This is a genomic window from Streptomyces ochraceiscleroticus (assembly GCF_000720485.1).
Classification (GTDB): domain Bacteria; phylum Actinomycetota; class Actinomycetes; order Streptomycetales; family Streptomycetaceae; genus Streptomyces; species Streptomyces ochraceiscleroticus.
The window spans coordinates 142311-164156 of sequence record NZ_JOAX01000016.1; the positions used below are offsets into that span (position 1 = coordinate 142311).

The window sequence follows — 21846 nt, forward strand, 5'->3', positions numbered from 1 at the left end:
GCGCCGCGGTTCAGGCCCGCCACTCCGTGGCGAAGGCGCGCGCCGGATTGGCTGTCAGCATGCGGTCCACCGCCTCCTTCTCCAGGGTGAGTTCGAGGCGGCGGCGCAGCCCGAGTACGACGTACGGCATTCCGGGCCCGCCGTCGACCGAACGGGCCCCGGCCGTGGTCGTGTCGCCGCCCAGCAGGACGCGGTCGCCGAACCCCGCGTCGACCAGCGCGGCCAGCGCCTCCGGGAGCCGCCAGTCCGTCGCGTGGTGCGCCCGCGAGGGGCCGTCGAAGGCCAGGTAGGCGCCGGCCTCGGCGGCCGTGCGGTGGACGGCCGCGTCGGGGGAGCGGTTGAGGTGGCCGAGTATCACGTGCTGCGGCGGTACGCCCGCCTCGTCACAGAGCAGGTCGAGCACGTCGAGTGCGCCGGTGCCCAGCTCGAGGTGCACGCCGATGGCGGCCCCCGTGGCGTGATGCGCCTCGGCAGCGGCGGACAGAGTGTGCCGGGCGTGCGCGTCCAGGCCGTGGAAGCCGCCGGCCACCTTGATGAGGCCGGCCCGCGGTCCGCCGGGCCCGCCGATGCCCTCCGTCAGCTCGGCGACGAACAGCCCTGCCAGGTCCTTGCGGACCCGTTCGAGTGTCTCCGGTGCGTAGTGCGCCGCCTGGTGCAGTCCGGTGGCCGCCACGATGCGTACGCCCGACTCCCGGGAGAGGCGTGCCAGTTCGGATGCGCGGCGCCCCATCCCGTACGGCGTCCACTGCGCCACTGTGCCGCCGCCCGCCTCCCGGAAGGCGCGCAGCTCGGCGGCCGCGGCACCGGTGTCCGCCAGTTCCTGGCCGGGTAGCCGGGGCGTGGCCAGAAAGAGGTGGTCGTGCGCGTCGAACCGGCCGCGCAGCGCCTCCGGGGGCAGGTCGCCCAGCACGGTACGGAGGGCAGCGGCAGGGGCGGCCCCGGTGGGGCGGTGAGATGTGACCATGAGGGCACTTTACATACCAGTAGTTACAGTGCGGGCGTCGCTGCACCCGTTGCCGGGCGTACTCCCCAAGGGGTAGGCCCGGTGCCGCTGTCCGTACGACGACGGGAGGCGTCCGGCGGATCAGGCTCGAAGAGAACCCGGAAACAGCGTGACCTTCGAGGAGCTGATCATCATGGACGTCCTGGCGACACCCTGGTCCGGCGGCGGTCCCGGACCCTGGATCCTGTTCTTCCCGCTGCTGTGGGCGGTCGCCGTCATCGGTGTGGTCACCTTGCTGCGGCGCACCGTATGGCGCGGGCGGGGCCCCTGGCAGCGGTCCGGCGCGGCCGATCGCACCGATACCGGCCCGTCGCCCCTCTCCGTACTCGGCCACCGGTTCGCCTCCGGCGAGATCGACGAGGACGAGTACTGGCGGCGGCTCTCCGTCCTGGACGAACAGTTCGGGACGCACGGCAGGGGCAGGGGCAGGGGAGGTGCGACGTGACCGTTCCCGCGGACGCGGATCTCGTCCATACGGACGGGCGCGATCCGCGTCCATACGGCGCAGCTCGTGTCGTACGGACGGCTGAGCGCCCGGTCCCTCGGGGACCGGGCGCTCAGCCCACTCGTGCGCCGCGTGCGGGTGTGCGCACTCCGCTGCTCGCTTCGGTGCGCTCCGTCTCGGACGGTTCCGGCAGACGGTTGAGTGTGTGCCCCGGCTCCTCGAGGCCGCGGGTGAGCGCCGGGAGCGTGAACCACACGACCTTGCCTGAGTCCTCCGGACGTGCGCCCCAGCTCTCGCTCAGCTCCGCGATCAGGGTCAGGCCGCGGCCCCCGGTGTCCAGCGGCCCGGCCACCGCGGGCCGCGGCAGCCGGGAATCGAGATCGCGTACGGACACCGTCAACTGGTCCAGCAGGACCGACAGTTCGACCGTGCACTGCTTGCTGGGCAGGGCGTGCCGATGGACGTTGGCCAGCAGCTCCGTCACCCCGAGGGTCGCGGGATCGATCAAGGCGTCGAGACGCCAGTAACGAAGCTGTGCCGATACGATTCTGCGCACCTGTCCGATGCGTGCCGGCAGGGCTTGGAGCTCTACCGCGCAGTGCCTGCTGGGCTGCCTGATCACGACCGCGACTCCCCTGATGAGGCCGGGCGCGCCCGCCGCTACGGAAACGCGAGGACCGGGTCCGGCGATGTCCCTTTCACCGAAAGTCATCATGGGTGGACTCTCGGTGATGCGAGTCAGTCCAGGGTCGGCCCGCTCCCGTACTCCCGCAACCGCAGAGGGTCCGCAACCCCAGCGCGTCCCGCCGGTCTTCACCCGAATGCAGTCGCCGTGCCGCCGCCCGCGGACTCGTACGGTCCCCGCGCACGCTCCGTACACGCCCGCAGGCGCGGCCGTCCGGGCGCAATCCGCCCGTCGCTGCGGTAACGGCGTCAGGTGCGGGCGCCGGCGGCCCGTACGACGTCCAGGAAGCGCTCGGGGGCGCCCATGGTCAGGGAGTAGCGGTGGCCGTTGAGCGTGGCGAACGCGCGGTCCCGGGCCAGCAGTCGTGGCCGGTGCGCCTGGACCGACGCCAGCGGCGCGCTGTCGATCTCCGTGCCGTAGCTCGTCAGCAGTGCCAGCCTGCCGTCCCTGACGATGACCTGGCCCGCTCGGGTCAGCGACCGCAGCCAGCGCTCGATGCGCACACCGGTCGCGTTGAACTCCGGCTCCCTCATGGAGCACCGCCTCCTCACTCACATGGCGACGGGAAAAGGCCCGCGCCCTTCATGAAGTCTGCCCGGATCGCGGCCCGGGCACCAGTTCCCCTGGTCGTGAGCCTGCGAACACCAGTACCCCGAGGGCTCCTTGGGGCTGCTCAAAGGGTCGTTTATGCAGGTGAGAAGCGTGTGGCAGATGGTTATGATCGAGCTGGGCCCGGTGGTCACGGCGGGCCGGGACGACCGCGAGGAGCACGTCGATGAGTACCGCACAGCACACGGACGGGCGGGACGGCGGCCTCGCGGGTGCCGACGACCGGTCCTGCGACCTCCCGGCGGCCCCCGAAGGCGGGCCCCTGCCGACCCTTGATGTCGACCGCACCGACTCCGATTACCGCGGCTGGCTCAAGGAAGCCGTGCGCAAGGTCCAGGCGGACGCCAACCGCAGCGCCGACACCCACCTGCTGCGCTTCCCGCTGCCCGAGCAGTGGGGCATCGACCTGTACCTGAAGGACGAGTCGACGCACCCCACCGGCAGCCTGAAGCACCGCCTCGCCCGCTCCCTCTTCCTCTACGGGCTGTGCAACGGCTGGATCCGCCCCGGCAAGCCGGTCATCGAGGCGTCCAGCGGCTCCACGGCCGTGTCCGAGGCGTACTTCGCGAAGCTCATCGGGGTGCCGTTCATCGCGGTGATGCCCGCGACGACCAGCCGCGAGAAGACCCGCCTGATCGAGTTCCACGGCGGCACCTGCCACCTGGTCGCCGACCCGCGGACCGTGTACGACGTCTCCGCCCGGCTCGCGGCCGAGACCGGCGGGCACTACATGGACCAGTTCACCTACGCCGAGCGGGCCACGGACTGGCGCGGCAACAACAACATCGCAGAATCGATCTTCCAGCAGCTCCGCCTGGAGCGGTACCCGGACCCGGCGTGGATCGTGGCCACCGCGGGCACCGGCGGTACCTCGGCGACCATCGCCCGCTATGTGCACTACATGCAGCGCGACACCCGGGTGTGCGTGGCGGACCCGGAGAACAGCTGTTTCTTCGACGGCTGGCTGAACGGCGACGCCGAGACGGACTGCCGCACCGCCTCCCGCATCGAGGGCATCGGGCGGCCGCGGATGGAGCCCAGCTTCGTGCCCGGCGCGATCGACCGGATGATGAAGGTCCCGGACGCGGCGAGCGTGGCGGCCGTCCGGGCGCTGGAGACCGCCATCGGGCGCAAGGCGGGCGGCTCGACGGGCACGGGGCTGTGGAGCGCGCTGAAGATCGTCTCCGAGATGGTCGCCGCGGGCCGCACGGGCTCGGTGGTCACCTTGCTGTGCGACCCCGGCGACCGCTACCTGGACAAGTACTACTCCGATGCCTGGCTGGCCGAGCAGGGGCTGGACATCGCGCCGTACGCCCGGACCCTGCAGACCTTCCTCGCCGAGGGCACCTGGCCGGCCTGAGGGGTCCGCTGCCGGGCTCGTCGGCGGCCGGGCCGCCCAGGCCCCAACGCGTCGCTCACACGCCGCTGAGGCGCCGCTCAGACGCCGACGAGGCGCCGGTCGAGCTGCCGCATCGAGTCGCGGAACGCGCGGCCCAGCATCGGGCGGGAGAGCTGCATCATCGAGCGGAACGGCGCGGGGCCGTCGGCGGCGAACGTCCAGCGCACGAGCGTGCCGCTGGTCACCGGGGTGAGCCGCCAGTCCTCCAGCAGGGCGCGCAGGCCCGGCGCGTTGGTCTCGTCGACGCGGTAGGCGTAGTGCTCGGGGCGCTCGGCGGCCAGGATGCTCTCCACGAAGCGGGTGCCGCCCGTCAGCCGGACCGAGCGGCCCTTGCCGCCGTCGGTCGGGGTGATCCGCGAGACCCCCGTGAACCACGCGCACCAGGAGCCGACGTCGTCCGCGAGCGCGGTGTACACCGCTTCGGGGGGCGCGGAGACCTCGGCCGCGAAGACCATGCGCAGCGGCGCGGACTCGGCGAAGTCGAGCCCGACAGGGCTCAGTCGGTGCGTCACGGGACGAGCACCCCCTACACACGGTGATGAGATCAGAACCGACCGTCGAACAATCCGGCGTCGCACACCATAGCCGGGGCCTCGTCAGATGTCTGCGTCGTCTTCCGGCTCACCGGCCACCACCAGCCGCGGCGGCAACTCCGCGAACTCCGCCCGGACATGCGCCGGCAGACCGGGATCGGTGACCAGCACGTCCACCTGGTCCAGCGAAGCGAACGAACTCAGGCCCACCGTGCCCCACTTCGTGTGGTCCGCGACCACCACGACCCGGCGCGCCGACCGCACGAAATGGCGGTTGGTCTCCGCCTCGGCGAGATTCGGCGTCGACAGCCCGGCCTCGACGGATATGCCGTGCACCCCGAGGAAGAGCGCATCGAAGTGCAGCGAGCGGATCGCGGCGTCGGCCACCGGGCCGACCAGCGTGTCCGACGGCGTCCGCACGCCGCCGGTCAGCACGACCGTGGCCGCTCCGGGGCGCGGACCGCCGGCGCCGGCCGCGGCCCGCTGCGCGGCGTAGAACACATCGGCCACCCGGACCGAATTCGTCACCACGGTCAGGTCCGGCACGTCCAGCAGCTCATGGGCCAGCGCGAACGCCGTCGTGCCGCCCGCCAGCGCGATCGCGCTGCCCGGCGCCGCCATCTGGGCCGCCGCCTCGGCGATGGCCTCCTTCGCCGACAGCTCCAGAGAGGACTTCGCCTCGAACCCCGGTTCGTGCGCGCTCGGCTCGCTCACGGGGACGGCGCCGCCGTGCACCTTCTCCACGACGCCCTGGCGGGCCAGCGCGTCCAGGTCCCGACGGACCGTCATGTCCGAGACGCTCAGCTTGCGGGTCAGCTCATTGACGCGGACGCCGCCGCGCCGCCGCACCTCATCGAGGATCAGGGCACGCCGCTGCTCGGCGAGAAGGTTCTGGTTGTCACTCACCCGGCCTGTCCCTTCGTCCCGGCTCACGGCGCGCCCAGGTCACAGAAGCGCTGCTGTTCGGGGACATCCTCGCACGAGGCACTGACAGTGACTCCCCGGCCCGGATGAGGTGAATGCGGCGCTCCGGCGGGCAAGAAAGAATCCGGGACGCACATCGACGTACGGACATCGGGGGAAGCACAGTGGACACCACGTACCGGTCCGCGCCCACAGCCACGACGGACCCGGGCGAAGACGAGGGCGCCGCCGCGCACAGACCACGCCGGATCGCCCTCGAACTGCTGGTTCACGGTGTCGGCGGCACCACACCCGCAGAGATGCTCGACGACCCCCGGGTCGTGCGCGTCACCGGTGACGACACCGCCGCCATCTACCGCCGCGCCGCCGACGCGGACGCCGAGGAGCGCCCTGCTGACGAGCGCGAGGGCGACCCCGAGGAGCCGGTCCGCGAGGCGTACTGCTGGTCCAACCTCACCTCGGGCAACGGCAGCCGCGCCCTCTGGCTGATCCTGCTGCCCTTCATGGTCGCGAACCTCGCGCACTGGATGCGCCCCGCGGCCCCGCGCGGCCACCCTGCCCAGCGCGTGTACGACGTCCTCGTACGCATCCTCGCGCTCACCCTTACGGTGCTGCTCGCCGCCGGGGCCTGCGAGGTGGCCCTGGACCTGCTCGCCTGGCAGTGCGCGGGCAGCCTCTCGTGCTCGGCGGACCGCTCCTGGCTCGGTTTCCTCAGCACCGTGCACGACGGATGGTGGAGCCTGCCGGGCCGCCGCCTCGTGGTCGCGAGCGCCTTTCCGCTGCTCCTCGTGGGCCTGCTGTGGTGGCTCTCGCACCGCACCTGGAGCGCATACGAGTCCGCCTCCCCGCCGCCGCGCCGCCCCGGCACCTCCCGCGACACCCCGCCCTCCGAGCGCCCCACGCTGTGCCTGGACGGCTTCTGGTACGGCCGCCGGGTCGTCGCCCGGCTGCGCTCCGCGCACGCCGCTGCGGGGCTGCTCACCATCGCCACCGCGCTGCTCCTGACCGCGCACGACGCCGACGGCCGGCCCGGCGCCGGCGCGTGGCTGCGCTGGACCGGATACGCGCTCGCCGCGCTGGTGGCCGCCCTCGCGGTCCTCAGCGTGGTCATCGTCTGCCGCACCGCGCGCAGCGAGGCGGAGCCCGACGTGGAGACCGACCGGCCGGTCGTCAGATGCCTCCCGTACGCCGCGCTCGGCGCGCTGGCCCTGACCGCCGTGCACACCGCCTGGGCGCGTCCCGGCTGGACCTCCGCCGGGCACCTCCCGGGCGACGGCACCTTCGCGGTGCTCGCCGTCCTCCAGGGCGCGCTGGTCGTCGGGCTGCTGCTGACCGCCGGGGTGCTCCAGCGGGCCGCGCGGGGCACGGAGCGCACCGCGCTCGCGGGCCTGGCCGGCGCCTCCGTGGCGCTGCTGGCCTGCGCACTGGGCGGCGTGTTCACCGGGGGAGTGGCGCAGCGCACCGCCGACTGGCTGGACCGCGGCGCCACCCCGGGTGACGCGCACGCCCCGATGGCGGGCCCGCCCGTACTGCTCTCCTGGCAGGCATCGGTCATCCCGGTCCTGCTGATTGTCGTCCTCCTGCTGGTCGTCGTGGCCGCCTTCCAGGTGCTCGCCGTCCGCCGCGAGGTCCTCCCGGACATCCCCGGGCTGTACGAGGGCGAGGAGAAGCCCGACGCGCAGCGCACCAAGGGGATCGCCGGCACCATCGCCACCGCGGGGCTCACCGACCGGGCGCCGGTGCTGATCGGCGTGATCACGGCCGTCACCTTCGTGCTCGGTACGGGTGCGGTGCTCGGTGCCCGGCTCACGGGGCTGCCGCCCGGCCGGGCGCTGGACGGCGCACCCGCCTTCGTGGACGCCGTCGCCGAGACGGCACAGGCGCTCGGCTCCTGGCTGATGGGCGCCGGCGTCGTCCTCATGCTCGCGATGGGGCGCCGCGCCTACAAGGACGCCTCGGCCCGCCGCACCATCGGCATCCTCTGGGACGTCGGCACCTTCTGGCCGCGCGCCGCACACCCCTTCGCGCCCCCGTGCTACGCCGAGCGGGCCGTCCCGGACCTGACCTGGCGGATGGCCACCTGGACCGAGACCCACGACGGGCGCCTGGTCCTCTCCGGGCACTCGCAGGGCAGCGTCCTCGCGGCCGCCGCCGTCTGGCAGCTCGACCCGGTGACGCGCAGCCGGATCGCGCTGCTCACGTACGGGTCGCCGCTGGAGCGGCTGTACGGACGCTGGTTCCCGGCGTTCTTCGGGCCCGCCGCGCTCACCGGGCTGCACCGCGAGATGGACGCCTGGCGCAACCTGTGGCGCTTCACCGACCCCATCGGCGGCCCGGTCCGCCTCACCTGCGAGGACGGCGCGGCGATCGACCGGGGGCCGCTGCGCGACCCGCTGGTCTTCGGGCGCACCCTCCAGTACCCGCTGCCCGCCCAGACCCTCGGGCACGGTGACTACCAGGCCGACCCGGAGTTCGGGGCGGCCCGCGCCGAACTCCTCGCCCATCTGGCGCCCGGGATACCGCAGCAGCCCGGCGAGCCGGACGCCGAGCGCGACCCCGCCCCCGGAGAGCGGCCCGCCGCCTCTCAGGGCAGCGCCGGCAGGTCTTCGGGGTAGAGGTGCGTGAGGTCGTCGGTGTTCGGGTCGGGGAGCTGCGCCACCCGGCCCGCATGCCGTTCGACCATCGCCTCGAACGTCTGCCGGGCAGTGCGCCCATTGCCGAACGACGGCCCCTTCGGGAGCGCGGTGAAGTACTTCAGCAGCGCCTCGGAGGTGCCGTCGGCGAGGTGGTACTCCTGCTCCTCGGCCTGCTGCCCGACGATCCGCAGCAGTTCCTCGGGGTCGTAGTCGCCGAACCTGATGGTCCGCGAGAAGCGGGAGGCGACGCCGGGGTTGACCGCGAGGAAGCGCTCCATCTCGGCGGTGTAGCCCGCCACGATGACCACCACCGCCTCCCGGTGGTCCTCCATCAGCTTCACCAGGGTGTCGATGGCCTCACGTCCGAAATCGCGCCCGGAGTCCTCCGGGGACAGCGCGTACGCCTCGTCGATGAAGAGCACCCCGCCGCGCGCCCGGTCGAACGCCTCCTGAGTACGGATGGCCGTCGACCCGATGTGCTCGCCGACCAGGTCCACCCGGGACACCTCCACGAGGTGGCCGCGCTCCAGTACGCCCAGCGACGCCAGGATCTCGCCGTACAGCCGCGCGACGGTGGTCTTGCCCGTGCCCGGGGAGCCGGTGAAGACCAGATGGCGGCGGACTGAGGCCGCCTTCAGGCCCGCCTGCTGCCGGCGCCGCCCCACCTCGATCATGTTGATCAGGCTGCGCACCTCGCGCTTCACGCTGTCCAGGCCGACGAGCGTGTCCAGTTCGCCGAGGACCTCCTCCGAGGGCCGGGTGTCCGGGACCGGCTCGGCGGGCGCCTGCGGCGCCGTGGGGGCACCGCCCAGCAGTCCGGCCGTGCCCGCGGGCTGCGCGGCCGTCACAGGCGCCGCAGCGGCCGTCGGCGAGGGCATGCCGGACGGCACCGCCGCGGCCGCCGGCTGGGTCATCCGGCTCTCGTCGCTGGTGCAGTCCACCGCCGTCGGCCCGTCCTCGGCGAATTCGTACCCGCCGCGTGCGCAGCGCTCCGTACGGCATCGCGTCAGCGTCGTGCGGCAGCCGTCGATCACATGGAAGCCGTAGCCTGAACTGCCCGTGACCCGGCAGTTGTGGAAGGTGCCGCGGCCCTCCGCGGACACGTAGAAGCCCGCTTCGGCCGGCGTGCTGACCGTGCACCGCTCGACGTTCGGGTCGGCGCCCTTGGTGACGATCACGCCCGTCTGGGTGTCCTCGATCGTGCAGCCCGAGAGCGTGCCGCCGCTGCCGTGGTCGCGGAACCACGCGCCGGTCGCCGCCTCCCGGATACGGCAGTCGTCGAGCTGTACGGTCGCGCCGTCGCTGACCGAAACGGCGGTGTTCCGTACCTGCGCGAGATCGGAATCGACTACATCGGCGCGTGAGCCGCGGTCCAGCACGAAGAGCGCGTCCGGCACATCGTGCACCCGGGTCGAGTCCAGCACTGCCGTCGCGCCGTCGCTCACCCACACCGCCGGGTAGTCGCCCGTACTGTCGTGGATCTCGCACTGGTTGGCGTCCACCCGGGTGCCCGGGTCCCATACGGACAGGCCGTTGCGTCCGAAGTGCCGCACCCGGCTCCGGGTCAGCGTCAGCACCGAACGCGACCTCAGATCCAGCGCGTTCTCCGGTATGTCGTGGATGTCGCAGTCGGCGACCGTGAGCACCGCGTCCGTGTCCAGGGTGACGCCGTCCGCCGAAGTGCGGTGCACCGTGCAGTCGGTGAGGTGCCCGGTGGCGCGCGCGGCGACCTGCACGCCCGCGCCCTTGATCTCGTACAGCTCGCAGCCGACCGCCTCGACGGCACTGCCCTCGCCGTTCACCGCCAGGCCGGCGCCGCTCGCGTGGTGCACCCGGCAGCGCTCCAGCCGCGGATGCGCCCCGCCGCGCACCGCCACGCCCGTCTGCCCGGCAGCCAGTACCTCGCACTCCTCGAAGACGCCGCCCGCCCCGTCCAGCACGCTGATGCCCACGCCGCCCGGATTGTCGACCGTGCAGCGCCGCACCGTGGGCCGGGCGCCACCGCGCACCTCGATGCCGGTCGCGGACCGCGTCACCACGCGCAGCCCGGTGAGCTCCGGTGCGCCGTCCTCCACCAGGAGGGCGGGCGCCGCCGAGTCCTGCGCCTCCACGTGCAGGTCCTGCAGGGTCGCCGAGGCCCGTACGGTCAGCGCCACGCCGTCGGCGGGCGCGATCCGCACCGAGCCGCGCGCCCCGTCGGGCCCGCGCAGCGTCACGGCCCGGCACAGCACGAGGTTCTCCCGGTACGTGCCCGCCGCGACGGTCAGCACATCGCCGTCCCCGGCTGCTTCGAGGGCGGCGGCCAGGGAGCTGTACTCCCCTGTGCGACGCCGCCAGCGCGACGTCCCGGAGTGCGTGACCTGGACCGAGCCCTGTGCCATGGCGATGTCGTGCCCCCACCTCGTGCGGCTGTTTCCGGCCCGCGGTGGTACGCGCGGGTATGTCCGCGTACGGGCTGCGCAGGCCCCAGCCGAGCGGCTGGCTGCACCACCGTAGCGCGCTCGGCGTACGGCAGTTGACGTGGTCGGCACCTCGTCCTACGGGCGGTGACGCACTCCGCACTCTGTGGGCGGCGCGTGCTCAGCTCCCCGCGCCGGCCCGTCCCCAGTCCTGGCCCGCGCGCTCCCACTCCTCGTCCCAGCGGCGGTACCGGCGGCGCATCAGCCGCCACATCACCAGCCTGCGGCCGCCCTCGATGGCGGCGCCGGCCAGCGCCGCCGCGCCCAGGCCGGCGAGCACCGCATGGGAGTTCGCTGTCGTGACGTCCATCGGGCGGGGCATGACCCGGCCGTGGCCGTCGGTCCAGATCCGGAAGCGGTCGCCGGGCACCACCGGACGCGGCGCCGCGACGGCACCGATGTGCCGGCTGCCGTCCACGCCGCGCCAGTTGGCCAGCACCCTGCGGTGCGCGTCGCGCCGGGTGGCCGTCTCGGGGTCGGGGTCCACGGGGGGATGCGGCAGCAGCCGGTCCACCTGGACCCGCACCAGGTGCCGTTGGGCGTGCTGGGTCCGTACGGTGTCCAGCAGCGCGTCGCCGGCCGTCCGGGCGGTCGCCCAGCCGGCCGCCGAGGCCCCGAACAGGATCAGGAGGGCGGCGCCCAACGCCAGCCACGCCTCGGCGAGATCGGTCCTGCGCCGCAGCGGATTATGCCGCCAACGCCACAGTCCACTCATCGCTCGCACGGTCCGGCACCCCCTTCCGTGTCCGTAACTACCTCATTACGGGCCCTTCATGCGCGGTGTTCATGAAGAGCGAGCAAAATCACGGACTCGTACGGACCGCTACTCTATCGCCGCCGCGAGCGGCGGCCGCGGGTGACCTGAGCCCGGCGAAGAGGCCGGGAGAGGGCCGCAGGTGCGCGCGGAGTGGCCTGGGGTGCAAGAGGTGACTCAAGAGCGTCCAGCAGCCGCCCAAGGGCTTTCTCGCGGGTGTTTCAGTGGACGCGTACCGCCAGCGTGACCACCGCGCCGGCCGCCGCCCCCGCGGCGATCGTCAGCCGGTCGGCTACCAGCCGGGCCATCCACAGCCCGCGCCCCGTGGGCGCACCGTCCAGGCCCGGCAGCAGCTCCGGGATGACGGCCTCCGTGAAGCCCGGGCCCGAATCGATGACCAGGCACTCCAGTTCGTCGCCGATCCGGCGCAGGATCAGCCGGCCGCTGCCGCCCGCGTGCTCGACGGCGTTACCGGCCACCTCGTCCACGGCGAGCACGAACTCCCCGCGCCGTGGCTCGGCCAGGCCCTCACGGGCCGCACACTCCTCGACGAGCAGCCGCACCTGCGGGAGCAGCCGGGCGGTGAAGCGCCGCTGCAGCAGGTATCTGACGCTCGGTTCGTCGCCGGCGCCCTGGGGACGAGCGGACTCGGGGATCAGCACGGTCGCGTCACCTCCGACAGCGTCAGCCGCGAAATGGATGCCGCTCCCAACCGCTGGAGCGTGCGGAGCTGTACCAGGTCGCCCCGGACCTCGACCCTGGAGAGGCCGTTCGCCTCCTGGACGAGCGTGAGGAGGCCGGTGGCGCAGCCGACCGACAGGAAGTGCAGCCGGCTCAGGTCCAGGACGAGCCGGCCCGCGGCCGCGCCCTGCACCAGGGCGAGTTCCAGGGTGGTGAGGAAGGGCTGCTTCGTCGCGGCGTCGGCCTCGCCGATGAAGCGCAGTGCGCCGTCCGGTGCCCGCTCCGTGTGCAGCGCGCCGAGCTGTTCGAGGAGGTTGCGGGGGTGCGCCTCAGCCATGGCGGTCAGCACCTCCGGTGCGAACCAGCGCCGGTCGTACGCGCAGATCTCGCTGTACGGGCGGCCCTTGAAGAGCTCGTGGGCGTTCGACTCGCGGTGCATCATCGTGTGCACGTCCGCGCCGAGGTCCGGCACCCAGTGCATGTCGATGAACGCCCGCAGGCCCGTGTACCCCTCCGCGACGGCCTGCGTGGTCTCCTCGCGCAGCCGGCTCCACTGCCGGTCGGCCGTGAAGGCGGGGTCGGGGCTGATGAGCCGGCGCATGCTGCTGAGCACCAACTGGCCTCTGATGCGGGCCGTCGCCGTCGTGCGGTTGGGGAAGTCCAGCCGCGCCAGGACCTCTTCCTCGGACAGGCCGGGTCGCGGGAAGACGATGACCCGCTCGCCGCGGGCCAGGCCGAGCCGGGTGAAGGCCGTCAGGACGTCCCAGCGGATCTCGTCGTCGTCGTAACTGACGAAAGCGTGATCGCCGGGGCGCATCCGGTGTACCGGGATGAGGCGATCGCTCGCCGAGTCCCCGGCAGAAATGCGCACGTGAATCTCCCTGTTGCCACCGCAATACGGTCACCATATGCAGCCCTGACGGGGCCCCGCAATGCGGTCGGCGGGGGCTGCGGCGCAGGGCAGGCGGGAGCGGTGCGCGGCGGTGCGCGAAAACGGGATGGCGGCTGCGTAAGGACACGTGCTGACGTCAGCTCAGGACCTCGAAGGGGTCGCCGGCACGGAGCGTGCCGCGCGACTCGGGTATGAGGTTCTGCCCGAACACCAGGTCGTCGCCGAAGCGGCGGTGGCGGGCGAGCGTGCGCAGCGGTTCCTTGCCGCGCTCGGCGGTGCGCTGGTCGGTGGTGGTCACCACGCAGCGGCCGGAGGGCTTGGCGACCCGGAAGGTGATCTCGCCGATCCGCACCCGCTCCCAGTCGTCCTCGGCCCACGGGGCCGTGCCCTCGATGACGACGTTCGGCCGGAAACGGTCCATGGGCAGCGGGCCCTCGTCGGCGTGGTCGCCCTGGGCGATCAGGGAGTTGAGCGCGTCCAGCGAGGACGACGTGGTGAGCAGCAGCGGGAAGGCGTCGGCGAAGCTCACCGTGTCACCGGGGCGCGCGTAGTCCTGGCGCACGGAACGGCGCACGGCCGGGTCGTCCATGTGCACGAGCGTGACCTCGGCGCCCAGGTACGTACTGAACCACTCGGAGGCCGCCGCCGAGGCGGGCACGGCGTCCACCTTGTCCCGCCAGACCTGCACGGGCACGGTCGCGCCGGGGGCAGGAACCTCCACGGACAGGTCCTGCATCCCCGGCGCGCTGAGCCCGATTCCCCCGTCGGGCCGCACCTGCGCGACGGCCAGGGCCAGCCGCGGCCGGGACCGCTGCGTGACATGCCGCCGCTCCTCGTCGACCAGCAGCCAGCGCCGGTCCCCGGCCAGGCCCCATGGCTCCACGGCGGCCGAGCCGGGGGAGGTCCCCGCAAGAGACTTCACCGGGTACAGCTGGAGGGCACGGAGGCGCGAGTTCTGCATGGGCCCATCCTGCCAGCCGGGTCGGACATTTGACCGGGCGGCCGGACAGTTGGCCGAGGGGTCAGTAGCCCCGCGGGTGCTGCGGGCGGCCGTACGGATCCTCGTACGGAGCGGGGCGCGGCGCGACCGGGGCCGCCGGGCGCATCGCTTCGTACCCCGTGCTCATCGGGCGCCGCGGCTGCTGCTGGCCCGGGTACCCCTGCGGGCCGGCGGCCTGCTGCGGGATGTACGGCGTGGGCGCGGGCTGCATCGGAGCCTGACCCTGATAGCCGTGCTGGGCGGGGGCCGCAGACGGGCCGGAGGGGAGCGCGGGCAGCGCCGGCAGGGCCGGCGACGAGTAGGACTGCTGGGACGAGCCGACGTCGTACGGAGGCTGGACCCTGATCGGCGCGATCTGGGGTGTGCCGCGCTCGGCGACAAGGCTGTCGTAGATCGGGGTGTCCGGGAAGGAAGGCGAAGCGTAGTAGCCGCCGCCGTAGGTAGAGCGGGGGGAGGTCATGCCTCTTAAGTTAAGCCCACGATGTGCTGGTTGGGGAGCCTGAAAAGAGGGTTGTTTTACGTGTCGGTAGTGGTTGCGGTTCACTAATGTGAGCGAACTTGGGAAAATCGGTCGCCAACGCCCGTTTGAATCGTGTAAAGGGCGGCTCACTGGGAGGTGAAATCTTGCCTTCTCGGAGGCGTCCAAGGGCCGTCGCGGACCCCCTAGGTTGGGAGGGCGGCGCGCCGCGAAGCGGGAGCGCGAATCCGAAGGAGGCGGCCATGTCGATGCCCAAGGGGGGCAACGCCCCGGTGGATGCCGGAGCGGTACGGATCGAGCTGAGCTGGCGTACCGGAAGCGGCGTCCCGGACGTGGACGCCTCGGCGCTGCTGCTGAGCGGCGGGAAGGTGCGCGACGACGGCGACTTCGTGTTCTACAACCAGCCGGTGCACGCTTCGGGCGCCGTGCGCCACGAGGGCAAGCGGACGGCGGCGGGTACGACGACCGACACCCTCGCCGTCGACCTCACCGCCGTGGAGCCGGCCGTCGAGCGGGTGGTGCTCGCGGCCTCCGCGGATGCCGGAACGTTCGGTCAGGTGCCCGGGCTGAGCGTGCGCATCCTTGACGCGACGGGCGCGGGCCCCGGTGGCACCGCGTCCGCGGCCTCCGGTGGCGCCGAGCTCGTACGGTTCGACAGCCAGGACGCCACCGTGGAGACCGCCTTCGTGCTCGGCGAGCTCTACCGGCGGCAGGGCGGCTGGAAATTCCGGGCGGTCGGCCAGGGGTACGACAGCGGACTCGCCGGGCTGGCCACGGACTACGGGATCAGCGTGGACGACCCGGGTGCGGCGCCCGCCGGGCCGGCAGCGCCCGCGGTGGCTCCCGGGGCGACCGCGCCGGTATCAGGGGCGCCCGCGGCGCCGCCGGCGCACGCCGCGCCTCAAGGTCAACCCGCTGCGTCAACTCCCACGCCCCCGGCGTACGGTGCAGACACGCCCGCCCCCACCCCGGTACGCCTGTCCAAAGTCACCCTGACGAAGGACGCGCCCGCCGTTTCGCTGACGAAGCAAGGGGGCACCTCGGGCGCGATGCGGGTGAACCTCAACTGGCAGACCCGCCCGGCGCCCTCCGGATCGGGGTGGGGCCGCAAGCTCAGCCGGGCGCTCGCCGGCCCCGCGGCCCTCGACCTCGACCTGTGCGCGCTGTACGAGCTGACCGACGGCAGCAAGGGCGTCGTACAGGCCCTGGGCAACGCCTTCGGGTCCCTGGACGCCCCGCCGTTCATCCACCTCGACGGCGACGACCGCACCGGCGCCGTGACCGCCGGTGAGAACCTCACGGTCAACCTCGACCAGCAGCGCCTCATCAAGAGGATCCTGTTCTTCGTCACCATCTACGAAGGCGCGCGCAGCTTCGCCGACCTGAACGCCACGGTCACCCTCACACCGCAGCGCGGCGCCCCCATCGACTTCTCCCTCGACGAGTGCACCGTCCCGTCCAACGTCTGCGCCCTGGCGCTGCTCATCAACACCGGCACCGAACTGGTCGTCCAGCGCGAGGCCCGCTACCTCGTCCCCGAAGGGGGCGTCAGCCCGCAGCGCACGGTGGACCAGGCGTACGGGTGGGGGATGCGCTGGGCGCCGGGGCGGAAGTGAGGCGCACGGCCGGAGCTTTCGTGCCGCGCCCGACGCGCGCTCACGCGTCCCCGGCCTGCGCGGCTAAGCGCCCTCGGACGCCTCTCCCGGGGCGGCACCCGCTCCCGTGGGCGGCGCCCCGTACGTCCGCCCCTTCCAGGCGGCGCCGCGCCCCCGGTAGTGCTGCACGGCCGAATCGACCGTCATCAGGAGGTACAGCAGCGCGGTGAACGGCAGCAGAGGCGCGATCCACGGCGGCTGCCTGTAGTAGCGCAGCATCGGCAGGTACGTTCCGGCCATCACGGCCCACGCCGCGCCCCCGAGGAGCGCGGTCGGCACGCTGCCGCCCACCGTGCCCGCGATCACCGCGACGGGCGGAACCAGATAGACCAGCGCGAGGCCCAGCACCGTACCCGCCAACAGCAAGGGGCTGTGCAGGAGTTGCGCGTACGCGCTGCGCGCCACCATCCGCCAGAGATCGGCCAGGCGCGGGTACGGACGCACGCTGTCCACATGATCGGCGAGCCCGAGCCAGATACGCCCCGTGGAGGGCCCCGAGCGGCCCCCGGAACGCTTGACGGCGCGGGCCAGCGTCACGTCGTCGATCACCGCGTGCCGGATGTTCGCCGGAATCCCGGCCCGCTCGGCGGCGTCCCGGCGCAGCAGTACGCAGCCGCCGGCCGCCGCCGCCGTACGCGCTCCCGGCCGGTTCACCCAGCGGAACGGGTAGAGCTGCCCGAAGAAGTACACGAACGCCGGGACGATCAGCCGCTCCCAGAAGTCCGCGATCCGCAACCGCGCCATCTGCGACACCAGGTCCAGATCGGCCGTGCGGGCGGCGGAGACGAGCGTGCGCAGGCTGTCCGGCCCGTGCGCGATGTCGGCGTCGGTCAGCAGCACGTACTCCGCGTCCGTACGCTCCCGGGCCAGCGCCATGCCGTGCCGGACGGCCCACAGCTTGCCGGTCCAGCCCGGGGCCGGCTCACCGGGCGAGGTCACGGTCAGCGGCAGCCCGCCGCGCTCGGCGGCCAGCGCCCGGGCCAGCTCCCCGGTCCCGTCCGTACTGCCGTCGTCGACGAGGAAGACCTCGGCCCGTCCCGGATACGCCTGCGCCAGCACGGACGGCAGGCTCACCGGCAGTACCCCGGCCTCGTCCCGCGCGGGGACGACGACGGCCACGGAGGGCCAGCGCCCTGGATCTTCCCCGGAGCCGTCCGTCCCCGCGGCCTCCGTAGGTGCGGCGCGCTCCCTACGTGCCGTGCCCGGTGGCAGACGCACATCCGTTCGCCAGAAGAAGCCCTGGCCCACCAGGAGCCAGACCCACGCCACCAGAGACGCCCCAGCGATCCACGCCATCACAGCCACCCCGGCAGTCTGCCCGATGGCGCGGCGGGCCCCGGGGACCCGGCCCGGTGCGGCCCGTACCGGGGCCCGCTGAGTAAGGTGTCCGGGTGAAGATCGCACTCATGGACTCCGGCACCGGCCTGCTCGCGGCCGCCGCGGCCGTGCGGCGGCTGCGCCCCGACGCCGGCCTCGTCCTCTCCTGCGACCCCGACGGCATGCCCTGGGGCCCGCGTACCCCCGCCGACCTCACCGAGCGCGCGCTCGCCGTCGCCAGAAACGCCGCGGCGCACAAGCCGGACGCCCTGATCGTCGCCTGCAACACCGCCTCCGTCCACGCGCTGCCCACGCTGCGCGCCGAGCTGGAGCCGGACCTGCCGGTCATCGGGACCGTCCCCGCGATCAAGCCGGCGGCGGCCGGCGGCGGCCCGGTGGCGATCTGGGCCACGCCCGCCACGACCGGCAGCCCGTACCAGCGCGGTCTCATCCGGGCCTTCGCGGCGGACATCGAGGTCGCCGAGGTGCCCTGCCCCGGCCTCGCCGACGCGGTCGAGGCGGCCGATGACGCGGCCATCGCCGCCGCGGTCGCCGCCGCCGCGGCGCTCACCCCACCGGACGTACGGACCGTCGTCCTCGGCTGCACGCACTACGAGCTGGTCGCCGACCGCATCAGGGACGCGCTGCAGCGCCCGGAGGGGCCCGCGCTCACGCTGCACGGTTCCGCCGAGGCCGTCGCTGCCCAGGCGCTCCGCCGCATCGGTGCCCAGCCGGCGCCTGCGGCCACGCCCAGCGCCGATCTGACCGTGATCCTCAGTGGGCGCACCGCCGCGCTTCCCGAGGCGGCGCTCGCCTATGAAGAGGGCAGGCTGCTCTCCGGTATCCCCGCGACCGGCGAACCGGCGGCCGCGGGACCGGCCTGCTAGGACGGGATTCCGCGGGCGCGCCGCAACGGAGCCGGCCCGTTACGGAACGCGGCATTCGAACGATCGGCTCCGTCTCTGAACGGGCAGTCGGCGGCTCCTGTCTCATGCGTCACAGAGAGTCGCGCTGCCCGCTGCCGGGCGGAGCCAGTACGCGTACGCTGCCAACCATGAGGGACCACCCCCAGGAGGGGGCAGCAGCCCCCGACAGCAGCGACGCCCGCCCGGCCCGGCCTGCCGAGCACGGTGACGGCGGCGCGCCCGCCTCTGACCGGCCGTCCGCAGCGCCCCATGGCGCGCGCGACGACTCGCCGTGCGCCTCCGTGCCGGACGTGTGGCAGGGGCGCGCGACCAATCGATTCCAGTGGCTCCTGGCCGCCGTCGGTGCGGCCTGTATGGCACTCGGCATCGAGCTGGCGGTCGACAATGCCTGGACGTCGGGCCTCACTCCCTTGGTGATGGCCGTCGTCGGCTGTGTTGCCGCCGGGTTGCTCGTCCTCTTCGGCACGCTCGCCTTCGTGCACGTGGCCGTGCGGGTCGACAAGGACTGCCTGGAAGTGCGCTGCGGGCACATGGGCCTGCCGCGCCGCCGCATCCCGCTCTCGCATGTGGTCGACGTCGACTTCGCGCCCCGCGTCACGCCCTGCCACTGGGGCGGCTGGGGCTACCGCTGGCGCCCGGAGCAGGGGACGGGCGTGATCGTGCGGCGCGGTGAGGCGGTGATCCTGCGGCTCGGTGACGGCCGTACCTTCACCGTCACCGTCGACGACGCCGAGGCCGCAGTGCGCTGCATCCGCTCCCGCCTCGGCCTCCAGCCGAAGCCGGCCCGCGGAGCAGCGTAGCCCGGGGCGCAGCGCGGGCCCTTAGGGCGGCGCAGCCCCCGAAGCGCCGCACCGCCCCGGCCAAGGGAGATCCGGCCGCAATGCCCCGGAAGCGTTTCGTCCTCTCCTGGGGTGCTCGCTAGGGTGCGGGGCATGGCGACACCCGACTTCATCCGCGAAATCCGCGCGACCGCCGGCCACCAATTGCTCTGGATGCCCGGCGTCAGCGCCATCGTCTTCGACGACGAGGGGCGGGTGCTGCTGGGACGCCGCGTCGACAACGGCCGCTGGTCGATCATCGGTGGCATCCCCGAGCCGGGCGAGCAGCCCGCCGCCACCGCCGTACGCGAAGTCCACGAGGAAACCGCCGTCCACTGCGTCCCCGAACGCCTCCTCCTGGTCGAGGCGCTGGAGCCGGTCACGTACCCCAACGGCGACCGCTGCCAGTTCATGGACATCTGCTTCCTCTGCCGCGCCACGGGCGGCGAGGCGCGCGTGAACGACGACGAGTCGCTGGAGGTGGGCTGGTTCGAGCTGGACGCGCTGCCCCCGATGGAGGACTTCGCCCGCAACCGGATCAAGCAGGCCACGGAGAACGCGCCGACGTGGTTCGCTGGCATCGGCGAGGCATAACAGCCACAGCCAGGCATCAACAGTCAGGCATGACGGCCAGGCATCAGACAGGCATCAACGGCCCAGAACGCGCTGCGGCTCCGTGGGCCACGTGTCGTGGAGACCGTCGATGACGTAGGTGTGGCTGTGCCGCCAGCCCTCCGGCGCTGGTGCGGCACCGGCCAGGTGCGGGTGCTGGGCATCCAGGGCGGTGTGCAGGTGGGGGATCCGGTCCGGATCGTGCGACGGCCACAGCCGCAGCGCCAGGAGCCCGGCCGCCAGAGCCGTCGTACCCAGCGCGAGGACGGCCGACTGCAGTCCGGCCGCGGCGCCGAGCCAGCCGGCGAGCGGATAGGTCAGCAGCCAGCACGCGTGGGACAGGGAGAACTGCGCCGCGAACGCGGACGTGCGCCCCGTGGCCGGTGCGGAGCGGCGGATCAGCCGTCCGGTGGGCGTGAGCACCATCGAGCAGGCGGCGCCGAACGCGGCCCAGGCGGTGAGGAGGGCGGACCACCGCCAGTTCCCGGAATCGGCCGCGGTGATGCCGCCGAGGCCGGCGAAGACCACGGTGAGCAGCAGGGCGCCGCTCAGCATCACCGTGCGGTCGGGGACCCGGTCGAGTACGCGGGGGAGCAGCAGCGCGACGGCCATGGAGCCGGCGCCGTACGCGCCGAGTGCGAGTGGCACATCGCCGGCGGATCGGCCGAGGTGGTCACGGACGTAGACGACGCTGTTGACGGTGACGACCGCGCTCGCGGCGGCGACGGCCAGGTTGAGGGCGAGCAGCGCACGCAGCCGCGGGGTGGCGAAGAAGAGCCGGGCGCCCGCCGTGGCCTTGCCGCGGGCGCTGCCGGTGTGCGCGGCGGCGGCCGGTTTGGGCAGTACGGCCGAGACCACCAGGGCGGCCGAGGCGAGGAAACCGACGGCGGTGCCGGCGAACAGCCAGTTGTAGGTGATCAGAGAGAGCAGCGCGGCCGCGAGCGCCGGGCTGAACAGACTCTCCAGGTCGTAGGCGAGCCGGGAGAGGGAGAGCGCCCGGGTGTAGTCGCGTTCGGCCGGGAGCACGTCGGGAATGACGCCCTGGAAGGTGGGGGTGAAGGCGGCGGAGGCGGACTGCAGTACGAAGACCAGGACGTAGACCTGCCAGACCTGGTCGACGAAGGGCAGCGTGAGCGCGACGGCCACGCGTATCAGGTCGCTGCCGGCCAGGAGGGCGCGGCGGGGGAGCCGGTCGGCGATTGCGCCGATGGCCGGGGCGATCGCCACATACGCGACCATCTTGATCGCCAGGGCGGTGCCGAGCACCGAACCGGCTGCCGCGCCTGCGATGTCGTAGGCGAGCAGGCTCAGTGCGACGGTGGCCAGGCCGGTGCCGACCAGGGCGATGACCTGTGCTGTGAAGAGGTGCCGGTACGTGCGGTCGCGCAGTACGGAGAGCATGCGGCTGTCCCTTGGCCCGGACGGTCGAGGATGGCGCTCTCCACTATACAAATAGGTGCGCACCTGCGCACCTATTATTCATGGCATCCCTGCCCTTGCTCACAGGATCCCTGCTGACCGGAGGATCGCATGTCCGGTGCCGCGCTCTACGCTGGCTGCATGCCCCAACGCGACGCAGTGCCATCTGCACCTCATGCGCATCTGCAGGCCCCCGATAGTGCCCGCCTGGTCGAGGCGACGGGGGTGTTCGCACTGCTCGCGGACGCGACGCGGCTGCATTTGCTGTGGCTGCTGGCGCAGGAGGAGTCCGACGTCGGCTCGCTCACCGAGCGCATCGAGGCATCGCGGACCGCGGTCAGTCAGCACCTGGCGAAACTGCGGCTCGCCGGGCTGGTGGAGACGCGGCGCGCGGGCCGGCACATCTACTACCGGCTGAGCGACGGACACCTGCGCCGTCTCGTCCTGGAAGCCCTGAGCCACGCGGACCACCGCGTCAGCGGCGAGGCTGCGCACGACTGAAGTGCGCGGGCCGGTCACAGCGGCCGGAACATGCGCTCCCGGGACTCGTAGGTGAAGACCTCGCCGGAGGTGATCTCGTAGAACCAGCCGTGCAGGCGCA

Annotated in this window: 21 protein-coding genes; 8 read left to right on the plus strand and 13 right to left on the minus strand. The window is 73.1% G+C overall.

Annotation, left to right across the window (positions count from 1 at the left end):
* Positions 1-10: 10 nt before the first annotated feature.
* On the minus strand, positions 11-964 hold the full coding sequence (locus tag IG84_RS0121040) for a phosphotriesterase family protein (RefSeq protein WP_051862106.1): 954 nt from the start codon (positions 962-964) through the stop codon (positions 11-13).
* Positions 965-1136: 172 nt separating this feature from the next.
* Here IG84_RS0121040 and IG84_RS0121045 point away from each other — a divergent pair, with 172 nt between their 5' ends.
* Entirely contained in the window at positions 1137-1448 is a 312-nt protein-coding gene (locus IG84_RS0121045) for an SHOCT domain-containing protein (protein ID WP_031059388.1), read from the plus strand.
* Positions 1449-1560: 112 nt separating this feature from the next.
* Here IG84_RS0121045 and IG84_RS0121050 read toward each other — a convergent pair whose 3' ends face one another.
* Both IG84_RS0121050 and IG84_RS0121055 read right to left on the minus strand, forming a co-directional pair.
* On the minus strand, positions 1561-2070 hold the full coding sequence (locus IG84_RS0121050; protein WP_078649124.1) for an ATP-binding protein: 510 nt from the start codon (positions 2068-2070) through the stop codon (positions 1561-1563).
* Positions 2071-2381: 311 nt separating this feature from the next.
* The gene (locus tag IG84_RS0121055; protein ID WP_031059391.1) at positions 2382-2666 is read right to left on the minus strand and encodes a hypothetical protein; all 285 of its coding nucleotides are present in this window, start codon (positions 2664-2666) and stop codon (positions 2382-2384) included.
* Between the two features lie 242 nt (positions 2667-2908).
* Here IG84_RS0121055 and IG84_RS0121060 point away from each other — a divergent pair, with 242 nt between their 5' ends.
* On the plus strand, positions 2909-4102 hold the full coding sequence (locus IG84_RS0121060) for a PLP-dependent cysteine synthase family protein (RefSeq protein ID WP_245659471.1): 1194 nt from the start codon (positions 2909-2911) through the stop codon (positions 4100-4102).
* Positions 4103-4179: 77 nt separating this feature from the next.
* Here the strand turns inward: IG84_RS0121060 and IG84_RS0121065 are convergent, their stop codons facing one another.
* Both IG84_RS0121065 and IG84_RS0121070 read right to left on the minus strand, forming a co-directional pair.
* The gene (locus tag IG84_RS0121065; RefSeq protein ID WP_031059394.1) at positions 4180-4653 is read right to left on the minus strand and encodes an SRPBCC family protein; all 474 of its coding nucleotides are present in this window, start codon (positions 4651-4653) and stop codon (positions 4180-4182) included.
* An 84-nt stretch (positions 4654-4737) separates the two neighbouring features.
* Positions 4738-5580: a DeoR/GlpR family DNA-binding transcription regulator gene (locus IG84_RS0121070; protein WP_031059395.1), complete on the minus strand. Its 843-nt coding sequence runs from the start codon at positions 5578-5580 to the stop codon at positions 4738-4740.
* Positions 5581-5897: 317 nt separating this feature from the next.
* Here IG84_RS0121070 and IG84_RS0121075 point away from each other — a divergent pair, with 317 nt between their 5' ends.
* Positions 5898-8213, plus strand: a complete 2316-nt coding sequence (locus tag IG84_RS0121075; RefSeq protein ID WP_031059396.1) for a hypothetical protein — start codon at positions 5898-5900, stop codon at positions 8211-8213.
* Here the strand turns inward: IG84_RS0121075 and IG84_RS0121080 are convergent.
* The 6 genes from IG84_RS0121080 to IG84_RS0121105 all read right to left on the minus strand — a co-directional run bounded on the left by IG84_RS0121080 (position 8183) and on the right by IG84_RS0121105 (position 14480).
* Positions 8183-10615, minus strand: a complete 2433-nt coding sequence (locus tag IG84_RS0121080) for a right-handed parallel beta-helix repeat-containing protein (protein ID WP_031059397.1) — start codon at positions 10613-10615, stop codon at positions 8183-8185. The two genes, IG84_RS0121075 and IG84_RS0121080, sit on opposite strands and share 31 nt — an antisense overlap.
* Positions 10616-10814: 199 nt before the next feature.
* A complete protein-coding gene (locus IG84_RS0121085; RefSeq protein ID WP_031059398.1) occupies positions 10815-11417 on the minus strand; it encodes an Rv1733c family protein in 603 nt (200 codons plus the stop codon).
* A 251-nt stretch (positions 11418-11668) separates the two neighbouring features.
* A complete protein-coding gene (locus tag IG84_RS0121090) occupies positions 11669-12109 on the minus strand; it encodes an ATP-binding protein (protein WP_037800676.1) in 441 nt (146 codons plus the stop codon).
* Positions 12103-12999 carry an MEDS domain-containing protein gene (locus IG84_RS0121095; protein ID WP_245659472.1) on the minus strand — a complete coding sequence of 299 codons (897 nt, stop codon included), beginning with the start codon at positions 12997-12999 and terminating at the stop codon, positions 12103-12105. The genes IG84_RS0121090 and IG84_RS0121095 overlap by 7 nt, the downstream gene beginning before the upstream one ends.
* A gap of 157 nt (positions 13000-13156) precedes the next feature.
* Positions 13157-13981 (minus strand): MOSC domain-containing protein, encoded by an 825-nt coding sequence (locus IG84_RS0121100; protein ID WP_031059403.1) that lies wholly within the window; start codon positions 13979-13981, stop codon positions 13157-13159.
* Positions 13982-14042: 61 nt separating this feature from the next.
* The gene (locus IG84_RS0121105; RefSeq protein WP_031059405.1) at positions 14043-14480 is read right to left on the minus strand and encodes a DUF6643 family protein; all 438 of its coding nucleotides are present in this window, start codon (positions 14478-14480) and stop codon (positions 14043-14045) included.
* 260 nt (positions 14481-14740) lie between these two features.
* Here IG84_RS0121105 and IG84_RS0121110 point away from each other — a divergent pair, with 260 nt between their 5' ends.
* Positions 14741-16114 (plus strand): TerD family protein, encoded by a 1374-nt coding sequence (locus IG84_RS0121110; RefSeq protein ID WP_031059408.1) that lies wholly within the window; start codon positions 14741-14743, stop codon positions 16112-16114.
* 63 nt (positions 16115-16177) lie between these two features.
* Here IG84_RS0121110 and IG84_RS0121115 read toward each other — a convergent pair whose 3' ends face one another.
* Positions 16178-17449, minus strand: coding sequence for a glycosyltransferase (locus IG84_RS0121115; protein ID WP_051862108.1), 1272 nt, complete (start codon positions 17447-17449; stop codon positions 16178-16180).
* Positions 17450-17544: 95 nt separating this feature from the next.
* Here IG84_RS0121115 and IG84_RS0121120 point away from each other — a divergent pair, with 95 nt between their 5' ends.
* The 3 genes from IG84_RS0121120 to IG84_RS0121130 all read left to right on the plus strand — a co-directional run bounded on the left by IG84_RS0121120 (position 17545) and on the right by IG84_RS0121130 (position 19808).
* Entirely contained in the window at positions 17545-18357 is an 813-nt protein-coding gene (locus IG84_RS0121120) for a glutamate racemase (protein ID WP_037800677.1), read from the plus strand.
* Between the two features lie 167 nt (positions 18358-18524).
* Positions 18525-19196, plus strand: a complete 672-nt coding sequence (locus IG84_RS38125) for a hypothetical protein (protein WP_031059411.1) — start codon at positions 18525-18527, stop codon at positions 19194-19196.
* Positions 19197-19328: 132 nt separating this feature from the next.
* Positions 19329-19808 (plus strand): NUDIX hydrolase, encoded by a 480-nt coding sequence (locus IG84_RS0121130; protein WP_031059412.1) that lies wholly within the window; start codon positions 19329-19331, stop codon positions 19806-19808.
* A 54-nt stretch (positions 19809-19862) separates the two neighbouring features.
* On the opposite strand, the gene IG84_RS0121135 is transcribed toward IG84_RS0121130, so the two are convergent.
* Complete coding sequence (locus IG84_RS0121135) at positions 19863-21227, minus strand: MFS transporter (protein ID WP_031059413.1); 1365 nt, start codon at positions 21225-21227, stop codon at positions 19863-19865.
* Positions 21228-21386: 159 nt separating this feature from the next.
* Here IG84_RS0121135 and IG84_RS0121140 point away from each other — a divergent pair, with 159 nt between their 5' ends.
* The gene (locus IG84_RS0121140) at positions 21387-21746 is read left to right on the plus strand and encodes an ArsR/SmtB family transcription factor (RefSeq protein ID WP_031059414.1); all 360 of its coding nucleotides are present in this window, start codon (positions 21387-21389) and stop codon (positions 21744-21746) included.
* Positions 21747-21846 lie beyond the last annotated feature (100 nt).